The sequence below is a fragment of the Pseudomonas sp. CFBP 8772 genome (assembly GCF_014841665.1).
In the GTDB taxonomy this organism is placed as follows: Bacteria; Pseudomonadota; Gammaproteobacteria; order Pseudomonadales; family Pseudomonadaceae; genus Aquipseudomonas; species Aquipseudomonas graminis_B.
Map to the genome: position 1 here is coordinate 176,439 of NZ_JACYUI010000012.1, position 14,547 is coordinate 190,985.

Here is a 14,547-nt window from a genome sequence, read left to right on the forward strand (position 1 = left end):
CGAAAACCGGCCCTCCGGTTTTCGGCGGACCGGCCTCGCCGGAAAACAATAACAACGGGACACAACATGACTCCTCTATTCCTCATGATCGTCGCCGGAGCGGGCATTGCGCTGTTGCTGCTTCTGGTCCTGAAATACAAATTCCAACCGTTCGTGGCGCTGATGCTGGTCAGCATCATCGTGGCGCTGGTGGCCGGGGTTAAACCCAGCGACCTGGTGGCGACCATCGAAGGCGGCATGGGCAAAACCCTCGGCCACATCGCGATCATCATTGCCCTTGGCGCCATGATCGGCCGCATCATCGAACTGTCCGGCGGCGCCGAGGCGCTGGCCAAGACGCTGATCAACCGCTTCGGCAACCGCCGCACGCCGCTGGCCCTGACCGTCGCGGGGTTCATGGTCGGTATTCCGGTGTTCTTCGAAGTGGGCGTGATCATCCTCATGCCACTGGCCTATGGCGTCGCCCGCGCTGCTCGTAAGCCATTGCTGGTTTATGCGCTGCCGATGTGCGCTGCATTGCTGTCGGTGCACGCCTTCCTGCCACCGCATCCGGGCGCTGTTGCAGCCGCCGGTCAGTTGGGTGCGGACCTGGGTCGCGTGTTGATGTTCGGGCTGCCGATGGTGGGCATTCTGTGCCTGATCGGTTACCTGATTGCCGGGCGCATGACCCGCAAGGTCTACCCGATGACCGACGATATTCGCAGCGAAGTGTATGGCTCTCACGTCACCAACGAAGACCTGGTGGCATGGGCCAACAACGATTATTCGCGGGTGTCTGAAGCGACCCACACCAAAGAGCTGGGCCTTGAAGAAAACGCCAGCAGCCTGGCGGCACGCCTGCCAAAGGCGCCGGCGCCGGGTGCAGGCATCATCATCGCGCTGATTCTGCTGCCGATCATTCTGATCCTGCTCGGCACGCTGGCGACCACGATGCTGCCGGCCGACTCAATGCTGCGCAGCGTGCTGACCGTTCTCGGCGCGCCGCTGGTGGCACTGCTGATCGACACACTGCTGTGCGCATGGCTGCTGGGTTCGCGCCGTGGCTGGAGCCGCAGTCAGGTGTCCGATGTCGTGGGTTCGGCATTGCCCGGCGTGGCGATGGTGATCCTGATTGCGGGCGCTGGCGGCGTGTTCGGCAAGGTGCTGGTGGATACCGGTATCGGCGCAGTGGTGTCCGAAGCGCTGCGCAACACCGGGCTGCCGGTTCTCGCGCTGGGCTTTCTGCTGACGCTGCTGTTGCGCGCCGTGCAGGGCTCGACCACAGTGGCGCTGGTCACCACGGCCGGCATTCTCAGCCCGCTGATCGCCACGCTGAACCTGAGCGCCAACCACATGGCGCTGCTCTGTCTGGCCATGGGCGGTGGCGGTCTGGCGATGTCGCACATCAACGACGCCGGTTACTGGATGTTCACCAAACTGGCGGGCCTGAACGTTGCCGACGGCCTGCGCACCTGGACCTTCCTGGTGACCATTCTGGGCACCCTCGGGTTCTTGATGACGCTGCTGCTCTGGCCTTTCGTCTAACGGCTTCAACTAGGAGATAACCATGCCTCGCTTCGCTGCCAACCTCAGCATGATGTATCCGCAACACGACTTTCTGGCGCGTTTCTCGGCTGCGGCGAGTGACGGCTTCAAGGGCGTGGAATACCTGTTTCCGTACGACTTCAAAGCCGAGGAAATCAAGCTGCGTCTGGACGACTTCGGCCTGACCCAGGCGCTGTTCAACGCCCCGCCGGGCGACTTCTGCAAAGGCGAGCGCGGCATTGCTTCGTTGCCTGGCCGGGAGGGCGAATTCCGGGACGGCTTCCAGAAAGCGCTGGATTACGCAGCGGTTCTGGGTAACGACCGCATTCACGTCATGGCCGGCCTGCTGCCCAGTGAAGACCTGCGCCAGAAGCATCACGCGGTGTACCTGGAAAACCTGAGCTTCGCCGCACAACAAGCGGCCAAGGTCGGGCTGACGGTGTTGATCGAGCCGATCAACACCCGCGACATTCCGGGCTTTTTCCTCAACCGTCAGGATCAGGGCCAGGCCGTGCTTAAAGAAGTCGGCGCCGACAATCTGCGGGTGCAGTTCGACTGCTATCACTGCCAGATCGTCGAGGGCGACGTCACCAGCAAACTGCGCCGCGACTTCGCCGGTATCGGCCACATCCAGATCGCCGGCGTGCCGGACCGCCATGAGCCGAGCGTGGGGGAAGTGAATTACCCGTGGCTGTTCGAAGAAATCGACCGCCTGGGCTACACCGGCTGGGTCGGCTGCGAGTACCGCCCGAAAGGCGATACCACCGAAGGGCTGCAGTGGCTGCGTGACTGGCAGGCGCGCAGCGCGATCACTCGTTGATCACATCTTCCTTGAACTGATCCTTCACGTAGGTGATTTCGGTCTTGCCGTGTGGCGCCGGCAGGCCGTCTTCGCCCAGATTCACGAAGACCATTTTCTCAACCGTGAGAATGCTCTTGCGGGTGATCTTGTTGCGGACCTGACACGTTAGCGTGATGGATGTGCGGCCGAATTCGGTCGCGGTAATCCCCAGCTCGATGATGTCGCCCTGACGCGAGGCGCTGACGAAGTTGATCTCGGAAATGTACTTGGTCACAACGCGCTGATTGCCCAACTGCACAATGGCGTAGATGGCCGCCTCTTCGTCGATCCAGCGCAGGAGACTGCCGCCGAACAACGTGCCGTTGGGGTTGAGGTCTTCAGGTTTTACCCATTTGCGGGTGTGAAAGTTCATGGAGGCTCCGGGGTGTTTGGGAGACGGTGGTGGATGTGCCCCAGCTTCAAGCTTCAAGCCTGAAGCTGCAAGTTAAAAGCAGGCCCGCTGTTGTTTACCGCTTGCCGCTTGCAGCTTGCCACTTGCAGCTCAAAGAAAGATAATCGCCACCGCTTCAAAAAACGGTCATCACACCTTGTTACCGTTTTCCCGCCACCTGTCCGAGGGGCGCTGCAGCAGGTCAGACCTGTCAGGCTCGGAGAGGGCGTTGTTTGATCAGGCCTCCCGCCGGTCAAGCTTTAAACGCACAACGGCGCCCATTCGCACCCTACGAATGGAGACTCTTTATGAGTGCTGTACTGACGCCCAACGATTTCAACGACTACAAAGTCGCCGACATGTCCCTGGCTGCCTGGGGCCGTCGCGAAACCATTATCGCCGAATCCGAAATGCCAGCCCTGATGGGCCTGCGTCGCAAGTACGCTGGCGATCAACCGCTCAAGGGCGCGAAGATTCTCGGCTGCATCCACATGACCATTCAGACTGCCGTGCTGATCGAAACCCTGGTTGCCCTGGGTGCCGAAGTACGCTGGTCGTCCTGCAACATCTTCTCGACTCAGGATCAGGCGGCTGCCGCTATCGCTGCTGCCGGCATTCCGGTCTTCGCCTGGAAAGGCGAAACCGAAGCCGAGTACGAGTGGTGCCTGGAGCAGACCATCCTCAAGGACGGTCAGCCATGGGACGCCAACATGATCCTCGACGACGGCGGCGACCTCACCGAGCTGCTGCACAAGAAATACCCGGCCATCCTGGACCGCGTCCATGGCGTGACCGAAGAGACCACCACGGGCGTTCACCGTCTGCTGGATATGCTGGCCAAGGGCGAACTGAAGATCCCTGCGATCAACGTCAACGACTCGGTCACCAAGAGCAAGAACGACAACAAGTACGGCTGCCGTCACAGCCTGAACGACGCCATCAAGCGCGGCACCGACCACCTGTTGTCCGGCAAGCAAGCGCTGGTCATCGGCTACGGTGACGTGGGCAAGGGTTCGGCTCAGTCGCTGCGTCAGGAAGGCATGATCGTCAAGGTCACCGAAGTCGACCCGATCTGCGCCATGCAAGCGTGCATGGACGGTTTCGAACTGGTTTCGCCTTTCATCGACGGCGAGAACGACGGCACCGAAGCGAGCATCGACAAAGCACTGCTGGGCAAGATCGACCTGATCGTCACCACCACCGGTAACGTCAACGTCTGCGACGCCAACATGCTCAAGGCGCTGAAAAAACGCGCAGTGGTCTGCAACATCGGTCACTTCGACAACGAAATCGACACCGCTTTCATGCGCAAGAACTGGGCATGGGAAGAAGTGAAGCCGCAAGTGCACAAGATTCACCGCACCGGCACTGGCGCGTTCGATCCTCAGAACGACGACTACCTGATCCTGCTGGCCGAAGGCCGTCTGGTGAACCTGGGCAACGCAACCGGTCACCCGAGCCGCATCATGGACGGCTCGTTTGCCAACCAGGTGCTGGCGCAGATCTTCCTGTTCGGCCAGAAGTACGCTGACCTGAGCCCTGCCCAGAAAGCCGAGCGTCTGACCGTTGAAGTGTTGCCGAAGAAGCTGGACGAAGAAGTGGCCCTGGAAATGGTCCGTGGCTTCGGCGGCGTCGTGACCAAGCTGACCAAGACCCAGGCCGACTACATCGGCGTGACCGTCGAAGGTCCGTTCAAGCCGCACGCTTATCGCTACTAAGCAGTAAGCGGCAAGCTTCAAGCGGCAAGTAAAGGCATCACCATTGTCATGACTTGCCGCGTCAGGCTTTAAATCGTCCAAGCATTTAGCAGCACCAGGTGACAAGCCTTGATCTGCAGGATACGGCGCACGGCCACTCTTGCAGCTTATGGCTTGTAGCTTGCCGCTGGAGACTCGCTCCATGAGCCAAGACCGTAGCTACAGCTTCGAATTCTTCCCGACGAAGACCGACGCTGGTCATGAAAAACTGCTTGCCACGGCGCGTACGCTGGCCAGCTACAACCCCAGTTTTTTCTCCTGCACTTACGGTGCCGGGGGTTCCACGCGCGACCGCACGATCAACACCGTGCTGCAGCTGGAAAAAGAAGTGCACATTCCCGCCGCACCGCACTTGTCGTGCGTCGGTGACAGCAAGGCCGACCTGCGCAGCTTGCTGACGCAGTACCGGGAAGCCGGTATCAAACGCATCGTTGCCCTGCGCGGTGACCTGCCTTCCGGCATGGGCATGGCCAGTGGTGAGTTGCGTTATGCCAATGACCTGGTGAGCTTCATCCGTGAAGAAACCGGCGATCATTTCCACATTGAAGTCGCGGCCTACCCCGAGATGCACCCCCAGGCGCGCAACTTCGAAGACGATCTGAAAAACTTCGTGCGCAAGGCCAACGCCGGCGCCAACAGTGCGATCACCCAGTACTTCTTCAACGCCGACAGCTACTTCCACTTCGTCGGGCGCGTGCAGAAGCTGGGCGTGGATATTCCGATCGTGCCGGGCATCATGCCGATCACCAACTACAGCAAACTGGCGCGCTTTTCGGACGCGTGCGGTGCGGAGATCCCGCGCTGGGTTCGCAAGCAGCTGGAAGCGTACGGCGATGATACGGCCAGCATTCAAGCGTTCGGCGAGCATGTCATCACTGAAATGTGCGAACGACTGCTGCACGGTGGCGCCCCCGGCCTGCATTTCTACACGCTGAATCAGGCCGAACCGAGCCTGGCGGTCTGGAACAATCTGAAGCTCTCTGCGTGATAACGGTTTCAATCCAGTCGGATTGAAGCTTCGCTGGCTTCACTGGCAGGCTTCTTCACCCCGAAGCCTGCCAGTCCCGTCGTTGAGCCCTGCCTTCTGCTTTTGTTGAGAATCATCACTTCTATTTAGTTAGCTTGCGTCGTAATCTCGCGCGCATGCCGCCCATCTTTCCCCTATCCGTTGCTGTCCTCCTGGCCTGCCTGAGCTTCAGCGCGCTGGGCGAGCAATTGCGGATCGTCACCGAACCCTGGTCACCCTATGTCATCGTGGACGGCAACCACGCCTCCGGGCTTGATTACGACACCACGGCGATTGTGTTCGAACGCCTGGGCATCGACGTCGAGTGGCAGTTTCTCCCCTGGAAGCGCTGCCTGATGATGCTCAGTGAAGGCGAGGCCGACGGTGTTCTCGATATAAACAAGGACGAGGCGCGCGTTGATCTGTTGTATCCGGACGAACCGTTGTCGAGCATTGACTGGGTGCTGTTTCAGGCCAATGCCAGGCCCCATGCCTTCAATAGCATGGAGGACTTGCGCGGGCTGACCATCGGCGTCTCTCCGGGCTATCGATACATCCCGGCGTTCGACACCTCGACGGCGTTCATCCGAGAGCCTGCGCCGAGCCATGAAGCGAACTTCGGCAAACTGATTCGCGGCCGCATCGATCTGATGGTGACCGATCGCCTGCTGGGCCGGCAGATGATCGAGCGGCTCAAGCTCCAAGGCCAGGTTAGTCAGCTGCCGACCGTGCTCAATCACCGGGGGCAGTATCTGGCGCTGCGCCGCAATGCCGGCATGGACCTGCTGGCCCAGCGGTTCAGTGCAGAACTGAAGCGTTTCAAGCGTGAGCCCGCGTACGCGAAACTGGTGGAGCGGTACACCGGCGAAACGCCGACGACACTCCCTGCAGAATCGGAGGAAAGGGTCGATAAAACCGTTGAGCAGCAGGAAAGCAGCGCGTTGTGATTGCTCTGTTATACTCCGGCGTCCCCGCCAGGCTTGCGCCCGGGTGCACGGTCTCACAGAAGACTTCTCGAACACGTCAGCAGCGCACTTTTTAGCGCCCCTGCCCGAGTTGAACTTACAGACCTCCACAGGACCGGACGCCATTGCACCTTCCAAGGACTGTGCGATGACCGCAGCAGGGTCGAGCGCATTCACGTTACGTGCAGAACCTTTAGTCTGCGCCTGGAAGATCATCCCTATTTGGGCCTCTATGGCCCCAACTCAAGACAGGATTACTCATGTCCTTTGCTTCCCTCGGTCTCTCCGAGGCTTTAGTCAGCGCCATCGAGGCTGCTGGCTACACCCAGCCTACCCCAGTGCAACAGCGGGCCATTCCCGCCGTGTTGCAAGGCCGCGATCTGATGGTCGCCGCCCAGACAGGTACTGGTAAAACCGGTGGTTTCGCCCTCCCTATCCTGGAGCGGTTGTTTCCCAACGGTCATCCGGACAAATCCCAGCGTCACGGCCCGCGCCAACCGCGTGTTCTGGTCCTGACCCCTACTCGTGAACTGGCCGCTCAAGTCCACGACAGCTTCAAGATCTACGCCAAGAACCTCAAGTTCGTCAGTACCTGCATCTTCGGCGGTGTCGGCATGAACCCGCAGGTTCAGGCCATGGCACGCGGCGTTGACGTACTGGTTGCCTGCCCGGGTCGTTTGCTCGATCTGGCCGGTCAGGGCAGCGTCGATCTGTCCCACGTTGAAATCCTTGTCCTGGACGAAGCTGACCGCATGCTCGACATGGGCTTCGTTCACGACGTGAAGAAAGTCCTTGCACGCCTGCCGTCCAAGCGTCAGAACCTGCTGTTCTCGGCAACGTTCTCCCAGGACATCACCGCGCTGGCCGGCAAACTGCTGCACAACCCGGAACGCATTGAAGTCACGCCGCCGAACACCACGGTCGAGCGTATCGAGCAGCGTGTGTTCCGCCTGCCGGCCAACCACAAACGCTCGCTCCTGGCGCACCTGATCACTCAAGGCGCGTGGGAACAGGTGCTGGTGTTTACCCGCACCAAGCACGGCGCCAACCGCCTGGCCGAGTACCTGGATAAGCACGGCCTCAGCGCTGTGGCGATCCACGGCAACAAGAGCCAGAACGCACGCACCAAAGCGCTGGCCGACTTCAAGGCCGGCACCGTTCGCATCATGGTCGCGACCGACATCGCTGCCCGTGGTCTGGACATCGACCAGTTGCCCCACGTGGTCAACTTCGAACTGCCTAACGTCGACGAAGACTACGTGCACCGCATCGGTCGTACCGGTCGCGCAGGCCGTAGCGGCGAGGCGATCTCGCTGGTTGCGCCGGACGAAGAGAAGCTGCTGAAAAGCATCGAGCGCATGACCAAGCAGAAGATTGCCGACGGCGATCTGATGGGCTTCGACATCACGGCCGTCGAAGCCGAGAAGCCGGAAGTCCGCGAGCGTCCGGATGTGCGTAACCCGCGCAATGCCCGTGGCCCGCGTGGCGACGGCCCAAACGGAGGCGGCGGTGGCGGCGGTCGCAAGGACAAAGGCAAAGACAAGGGCAAGGAAAAGCCGGCAACGGCCGCGGCAGCACCTTCGGGCGAGCGCCCGGCACGTCCGGCGCGCCCTCAAAAGCCGCGTCAGGGCACCCCGTCGAGCGAGTCACGTCAGTCGCAGCCAGCGGCTGCGGGTGCTAATCGCGCACCTGACGAGTTCCTGGATGACGAAGTGGATAACTTCGGCAACCGTGCCGACTACGTCAGCCCGTACCAGAACAAGAACCAGAGCCGCGGCCGTCGCCCGGGCGCTCCTGCCACGGGCGCCGCACCGGCACCTCGCGGTCAGGCGCCAGGCCGTAGCGGTCCGCGCAGTGGTTCGGCCACTGGCGGCTCCGCCAGCACCGACGCCGCCGGCGCACCGGCCAAACGCAGCGGTCCTCGCAACGGTTCCGGCCGTGACGGTCAGGCTCGTCGCGAAGACCAGCCTCGTGCTCGTCGTCCGGCGCGCGAAGACCAGCCAGCGCGTCAGGAGCCAGCGGTACGCGGGCCTCGCGACGGTCAGCCAGCACCGAAGATCATGCACAAAGAGTCCAAGGGCGATCGTTTCCCTTCGGCTGAACAACTTGATCAGTTGCCAAGCCGCCCACGCGGTGAAAAACCAGCCCTGCTGACCCGCAACCGCGAAGGTTAAGCAGCGCCGGTTGTTACGCAGCCAATAAAACGCCCCGACTGGTTCGGGGCGTTTTTGTTTGCGTGATTCAAGCAATGCCACACACAAAAACGCCGACCCAAAGGTCGGCGCTTCATCACCACGACAACGCGTCTTACTTGGCTTTGACGCCTTCGAACGAGATGTCCAGCTCCAGGGTGTCGGACTGTGGACCCAGGTCCATCATCTTGCCGAAATCAGAACGCTTGATCGAAGTAGTGCCCTCGAAGCCGGCACGGTAGCCGCCCCATGGATCCTTGCCTTCACCCAGGAAGGTAGTCTTGACGGTGACCGGCTTGGTCACGCCGTGCAGGGTCAGGTCGCCGATCACGTCAGCCGTGGTCTTGCCGTCAGCATTCTTGCCGATGTTGGTGACCTTGGTGGAAACGAACTTGGCGTCAGGATAGGTCGCGACGTCGAGGAAGTCCTTGCTGCTGATGTGCTTGTCACGTTCAGCGTGGTTGGTGAAGACGCTGGCGGTCTTGAGGTCGATGCTGATCTTGCTGTCTTCAGGCTTGGCGGCGTCGAAGCTGAAAGTGCCGTTCCAGTCCTTGAACGTGCCGTAGATGAAGCTGTAGCCCAGGTGGCTGATCTTGAAGTTGATGAAGGCGTGTTGGCCTTCCTTGTCGATCGTGTAATCAGCGGCCATTGCCTGACCGGCCGTCAGCAGCGCGGTACCCAGGGCCAGTGCAGCAAGTGTCTTTTTCAACATACGTCGTCTTCCTTTCTAGTTGAATTGAGTATCAGGCCTTGCGGCCAAGCATACGTACAAGGGTGGCATCACGATCAACGAAGTGATGCTTCAAAGCGGCCAGCCCGTGGAGTCCTGCAAAAATCACCAGGGTCCAGGCCAGGTACAAGTGCACGGTGCCTGCGACGTCTGCCTGGTCGGGCAGTCCGCTGATCAAGGCAGGCACTTCGAACAATCCAAACACCGGAATCCCGACACCGTCTGCGGTGGAAATCAGGTAACCGGCGAACATCACCAAAAACAGGTCCAGGTACAGAAACGCATGGCCCAGTTTCGCAGCCGTTTTCACAAACCGGCTGTGGGTGGCAGGCGCTGCTGGCGGCGGGCTGACGAAGCGCCAGATCACCCGGATCAGCATGAACAGGAACAGCGTGATGCCGATGCTCTTGTGCAGGTCAGGGCCGGCCTTACGCCACGTGTCGTAATAGCCCAGCCCTACCATCCACAACCCTAGCGCAAACATGCCGAACACCGTCAGCGCGACACCCCAATGCAAAACGATGCTGACCCAGCCATAGCGAGAAGATGAGTTGCGTAACTGCATGCTGAATATCCTGTGAGGGCCGAGGAGAGACTAGCGCTTTACCTATCGAAAGAAAGCGCAAAATGTTGCTTTGAAGAATCAGGAAATCCGATTGAAATCTCCTGACATATTTTCGTCCGAATGAGATTAAGCCAGCGTTACGTTTTATCCAGGCGAAAAAAAGGCGCGGTATCAAGCCGCGCCTTTGCTTTCAGCCGTTACCGATCAGTTTTTGCTGTCGGTCGCCGGTGCTGCCGGAGCCGTTGCCGGAGCCGCCGGAGTGGCCGGTGCTGCCTTGTCACCCGTGGCCTTGGCCGGCGCTTTTTTCGCAGCGTCGGTTTTGGCAGCGGCTTTGTGGGTGGCTGCCGGTTTGGCCGGAGCCTTTTTGACGGGCTCCTTCTTCGCCGGTTCTTTCTTGGCCGGGGCCTTTTTCGCAGGCTCCACGACCGCAGGCTTGGCCGGTTCAAGCACTGGAGCTGGCGGCGGCGTTACCGGGGCAGGCGCTGGAGCCGGGGTCGGAGCAGGCGCTGGGGCTTTCTCGGCCGGTTTCGGCTCAGGCTTGGAACCGCCGAACATGTTCGAGAAGAAGCCGCCAATGCCGCCGCTGCTTTCCTTGGCCGGTTCAGGGGCCTTCGGAGGCGGCGCTTTGACCGGCTCGTACGACTTGCCTTCAGACAGGCCCTGCACCTGAATCGCCGCGCGCTGACCTGAACGCAATGCGCCTTCCAGGGTGCCTGGGTACAAGGTGTCGGTGTGCTCGCCGGCAAAGGCTACGCGCTGCAGTGGTCGTTCCCACAAGCGCCAGTATTTGCTGATCTGGCCCGGGCCGAAGGCCAGGTATGCACCGCCGCTGGACGGGTCAATGCTGGAGCGACGCAGTTCGTAGCCGGTGAACGCGCCGCGCGCCTGCGGGTAGAACGCCTGCATGCGGATCAGCACTTGATCCACCAGCTGCTTGTCGCCGAACGCCTGCATGATGCGGGCGTTGTCGCCGGCCAGGTTGATCACGACGTTGGCGCCGCCCTTCAGCGCAGGCTCGACCCACAACATGCCGAGTCCGGTGTTGCTATAGATCTCGCCGGACATGCGCGCCTTGCTGTCCCAGACCGGGGTCTTGAACTTGAGCATGATCTGGTCATGCCAGCCGTAGTTGGTGCTCTTGATCGCGCCCAGACGCTGGCCGTCCAGTGCAGGGGTCATCTGGATCTTGCTCAGTGCGCGCAACGGCACGGCCAACACGACATATTCGGCTTCGTAGCCCAGCGAACCGACCTTGACGGTCACGCCGTCCTTGTCCTGGTTGATGGCCGACACCGGCGAATTGGTCTTGATGACTTTCAGCTGTTTGACGAACTCCTCGGCCAGCACGGCGCTACCACCCGGCAGGCGAGCGGCGCGGCGGTCGCGGTCGTCGACGTTGCGATTGACCCGTGTTTGCTGTGCGAGGTACAGCAGCGACAGACGCGAAGGTTCGTCGTAGCGCGTACGAATCTGCTGATTGATCAGTTGGCGCGCGGTGGTTGGCAGGCTCAGACGGTCCAGCCAGTTGGAGACGGTGATCTGGTCCAGCGCAAACAGGGTGCTGTTGGCCGCCGGGTTGTCGGGGTCGGTGATCGAACGGGCCAGGTCATCCACCGCTGCTTCGTAGCGCTTGATGGCTTCGGCGGTCGCCGGCTGTTTGGTCGCCAGGTCGGCGCCAGTGAAGTACTCGCCTTCGATCAGGTAGCTCGGGGTCCGCACAAATTCCGGCGCGGGCACCGCCTTGATCTTGAAGCGATCAATGTACTGATTCAGCACCGGCTGGGCCTTGGCGTTGCCGATCCACTCGCTGCCGGCCAGACCGGAGCGGCCGCCGACGGTGGGTTTGGCTTCCAGCAAGGTGACTTGCCAGCCTTTGCTCTGCAGCTCGTAAGCCGTCGTGAGTCCCGCCAGACCACCGCCGACGACGATCACCGTATGCGGTTTATCCACGGCAAGCGCTGAAGCGCTGACCATCCCAACCATCACCAGCGCACAGGCGCGCAGCCAACCAGAAAGCATTCAGCGAACTCCGGAGAAAAACGGGGGGAATTGTCGGATTTTGTTGTCCGATTTTTCGAAGAGCGCGAAGGATACGCGAGCCGCGAAACGCCCGCCAGCAATGTCCGTCAGGCTCGAAAGCGGCGCTCGCGGCGATTTAAACAACACGCTAAAGGTTGTCCCGCTGGCATCCATTGCATAGGCTTGCGCGATTGTTTGCCCTCGCGCCATGCGAGCCGCTATGTGGAGAAGAGTAATGGGCCTTAACGACCAGTGGATGCAGCGCGACCTTAAGGTCCTTTGGCACCCCTGCACCCAGATGAAAGACCACGAAAAACTGCCGCTGATTCCGATCAAGCGCGGCGAAGGGGTCTGGCTGGAGGACTTCGAAGGCAAGCGCTACCTCGACGCGGTCAGCTCCTGGTGGGTCAACGTATTCGGCCACGCCAACCCGCGCATCAATCAGCGCATCAAGGATCAGGTCGATCAGCTGGAGCACGTAATCCTGGCAGGCTTCAGCCATCAGCCGGTCATCGAGCTTTCCGAGCGTCTGGTGGCGATGACCCCCGAAGGCCTGACGCGCTGCTTCTACGCCGACAACGGTTCGTCCTGCATCGAAGTCGCGCTGAAGATGAGCTTTCATTACTGGCTCAATCGCGGCAAGCCGGACAAGAAGCGCTTTGTCACCCTGACCAATAGCTACCACGGCGAAACCATGGCCGCGATGGCGGTCGGTGACGTGCCGCTGTTCACCGAGACCTACAAAGCGCTGCTGATGGACACCATCAAGGTGCCAAGCCCGGACTGCTACCACCGGCCTGAAGGCGTGAGCTGGGAAGAGCACACCCGGACGATGTTCGCGATGATGGAGCAAACCCTCGCCGAGCATCACGACAGCGTCGCGGCGGTGATCATCGAGCCGCTGATTCAAGGCGCGGGCGGCATGCGCATGTACGACCCGATCTACCTCAAGCTGCTGCGCGAGGCCTGCGACCGGTATGGCGTGCACCTGATTCATGACGAGATCGCCGTGGGCTTCGGCCGCACCGGGACCATGTTTGCCTGCGAGCAAGCCGGCATCCGTCCGGATTTCCTGTGCCTGTCCAAAGCATTGACCGGCGGTTATCTGCCGTTGGCGGCGTGCATCACCACCGATGATGTGTACGACGCGTTTTACGACGATTACCCGACGCTGCGCGCGTTTCTGCACTCCCACAGTTACACCGGCAACCCGCTGGCGTGCGCGGCGGCGTTGGCGACGCTGGATATTTTCGAGCAGGACAACGTCATCGAAAACAACAAGGCGCTGGCCCAGCGCATGAAGACCGCGACAGCGCATCTGGTCGATCACCCGAACGTCGCGGAAGTGCGGCAGACCGGGATGGCGATTGCCATCGAGATGGTGCAGGACAAGGCCACTAAAACGCCGTATCCATGGCAGGAACGACGCGGGCTGAAGGTGTTCGAGCACGCGCTGACCCGAGGTGCTTTGCTGCGTCCGCTGGGCAGCGTGGTGTACTTCCTGCCGCCCTACGTAATCACACCGGAGCAGATCGACTTCCTGGCCGATGTAGCGACCGAAGGGATCGACATCGCGACGCGCAGCAGCGTGAGTGTGGCGGTGAGAGAGAACTTCCATCCGGATTTTCGTGATCCAGGCTAGCAGGCCGTTACACCCATTCTCCAGGCGCTGCATTCAACACAATCTTTAGAGACACAACCATGAGACTGTCCCGCTTTTTCGTCGATGCCACCCTCAGCGTCGGGGAGCACGAACTGCCAGAGGCCCAGGCCCATTACATCAGCCGCGTGTTGCGCATGTCCGAAGGTGACGCGGTGCAGCTGTTCGATGGTTCGGGCCATGAGTTTCGCGCCACGCTGGCGGAAGTCGGCAAAAAGCAGGTGCGGGTGCAGGTGAGCGAAAGCTTTGCCGGTCAGCCGGAGTCGCCCTTGCAGATCCATCTTGGCCAGGGCCTCTCCCGGGGTGAGCGGATGGACTGGGCGATTCAGAAAGCCACCGAACTGGGCGTGACGCAGATTACCCCGATCATCAGCGAGCGCTGCGAAGTGCGTCTCAAAGATGAGCGTGCGGAGAAGCGTCAGGCCCATTGGCAGCAGATCGCGATCAGCGCCTGCGAACAGTGCGGGCGCTCGGTGGTGCCGGTGATTCATGGGCCGGTGACTCTGGCCGAGTGGCTCAAGCAGACGGAAGCGGACTTGAAGCTGGTGCTGCACCCGGTCGCGGCGCCGCTGACCAGCCATGAAAAGCCCGGCAGTCTGGCCTTTTTGATTGGTCCCGAAGGTGGGCTGAATGACGCCGAAGTGGCCCAGGCACAGGACGCCGGTTTCCACGCCGCCCGCCTCGGCCCCCGCGTGCTGCGCACCGAAACCGCGCCAGTGGTGGCGCTGAGCATCGCGCAACAGTTGTGGGGGGATTTGTAGGACCGGCTTCAGCCGGGAAGGCGTCAGTCTTCACGCCGCAAGATTGATGGTGCGCACGCCGGCCCCGATCCCTTGTAGGACCGGCTTCAGCCGGGAAAGCGTCAGGCGTCACGCTTCAAGATTGATGGTGCGCACA

12 protein-coding genes and 1 riboswitch are annotated in these 14,547 nt (G+C 61.1%); of the genes, 8 read left to right on the top strand and 4 right to left on the bottom strand.

Annotated features, from left to right (window positions below):
- The first annotated feature begins 66 nt into the window (after positions 1 to 66).
- Positions 67 to 1,524: a GntT/GntP/DsdX family permease gene (locus tag IFT99_RS21745; protein ID WP_192135056.1), complete on the top strand. Its 1,458-nt coding sequence runs from the start codon at positions 67 to 69 to the stop codon at positions 1,522 to 1,524.
- A 22-nt stretch (positions 1,525 to 1,546) separates the two neighbouring features.
- Positions 1,547 to 2,344 carry a 2-oxo-tetronate isomerase gene (gene otnI / locus IFT99_RS21750; protein WP_192135058.1) on the top strand — a complete coding sequence of 266 codons (798 nt, stop codon included), beginning with the start codon at positions 1,547 to 1,549 and terminating at the stop codon, positions 2,342 to 2,344.
- On the opposite strand, the gene IFT99_RS21755 is transcribed toward otnI, so the two are convergent.
- Complete coding sequence (locus IFT99_RS21755) at positions 2,334 to 2,738, bottom strand: acyl-CoA thioesterase (protein ID WP_133775566.1); 405 nt, start codon at positions 2,736 to 2,738, stop codon at positions 2,334 to 2,336. The two genes, otnI and IFT99_RS21755, sit on opposite strands and share 11 nt — an antisense overlap.
- A gap of 196 nt (positions 2,739 to 2,934) precedes the next feature.
- Positions 2,935 to 3,043, top strand: a riboswitch (S-adenosyl-L-homocysteine riboswitch).
- Positions 3,044 to 3,064: 21 nt separating this feature from the next.
- Between IFT99_RS21755 and ahcY the strand changes: the two genes are divergently transcribed.
- The 4 genes from ahcY to IFT99_RS21775 all read left to right on the top strand — a co-directional run bounded on the left by ahcY (position 3,065) and on the right by IFT99_RS21775 (position 8,658).
- Entirely contained in the window at positions 3,065 to 4,474 is a 1,410-nt protein-coding gene (gene ahcY, locus IFT99_RS21760; protein WP_192135060.1) for an adenosylhomocysteinase, read from the top strand.
- A 181-nt stretch (positions 4,475 to 4,655) separates the two neighbouring features.
- The gene (gene metF / locus IFT99_RS21765) at positions 4,656 to 5,501 is read left to right on the top strand and encodes a methylenetetrahydrofolate reductase [NAD(P)H] (RefSeq protein WP_192135062.1); all 846 of its coding nucleotides are present in this window, start codon (positions 4,656 to 4,658) and stop codon (positions 5,499 to 5,501) included.
- A 155-nt stretch (positions 5,502 to 5,656) separates the two neighbouring features.
- The gene (locus tag IFT99_RS21770) at positions 5,657 to 6,466 is read left to right on the top strand and encodes a substrate-binding periplasmic protein (protein WP_192135079.1); all 810 of its coding nucleotides are present in this window, start codon (positions 5,657 to 5,659) and stop codon (positions 6,464 to 6,466) included.
- Between the two features lie 278 nt (positions 6,467 to 6,744).
- Positions 6,745 to 8,658 (top strand): DEAD/DEAH box helicase, encoded by a 1,914-nt coding sequence (locus IFT99_RS21775; protein WP_065991219.1) that lies wholly within the window; start codon positions 6,745 to 6,747, stop codon positions 8,656 to 8,658.
- A gap of 133 nt (positions 8,659 to 8,791) precedes the next feature.
- On the opposite strand, the gene IFT99_RS21780 is transcribed toward IFT99_RS21775, so the two are convergent.
- From IFT99_RS21780 to IFT99_RS21790, 3 genes are all read right to left on the bottom strand, one after another.
- Positions 8,792 to 9,388 (bottom strand): YceI family protein, encoded by a 597-nt coding sequence (locus IFT99_RS21780; protein WP_065991218.1) that lies wholly within the window; start codon positions 9,386 to 9,388, stop codon positions 8,792 to 8,794.
- A gap of 31 nt (positions 9,389 to 9,419) precedes the next feature.
- Positions 9,420 to 9,971, bottom strand: a complete 552-nt coding sequence (locus IFT99_RS21785; RefSeq protein ID WP_065991217.1) for a cytochrome b — start codon at positions 9,969 to 9,971, stop codon at positions 9,420 to 9,422.
- A gap of 204 nt (positions 9,972 to 10,175) precedes the next feature.
- Positions 10,176 to 11,990, bottom strand: coding sequence for a flavin monoamine oxidase family protein (locus IFT99_RS21790; protein ID WP_192135064.1), 1,815 nt, complete (start codon positions 11,988 to 11,990; stop codon positions 10,176 to 10,178).
- 235 nt (positions 11,991 to 12,225) lie between these two features.
- Between IFT99_RS21790 and IFT99_RS21795 the strand changes: the two genes are divergently transcribed.
- A complete protein-coding gene (locus tag IFT99_RS21795) occupies positions 12,226 to 13,632 on the top strand; it encodes an adenosylmethionine--8-amino-7-oxononanoate transaminase (protein WP_192135066.1) in 1,407 nt (468 codons plus the stop codon).
- 59 nt (positions 13,633 to 13,691) lie between these two features.
- Positions 13,692 to 14,411 carry a 16S rRNA (uracil(1498)-N(3))-methyltransferase gene (locus tag IFT99_RS21800; RefSeq protein ID WP_192135068.1) on the top strand — a complete coding sequence of 240 codons (720 nt, stop codon included), beginning with the start codon at positions 13,692 to 13,694 and terminating at the stop codon, positions 14,409 to 14,411.
- Positions 14,412 to 14,547: the final 136 nt, after the last annotated feature.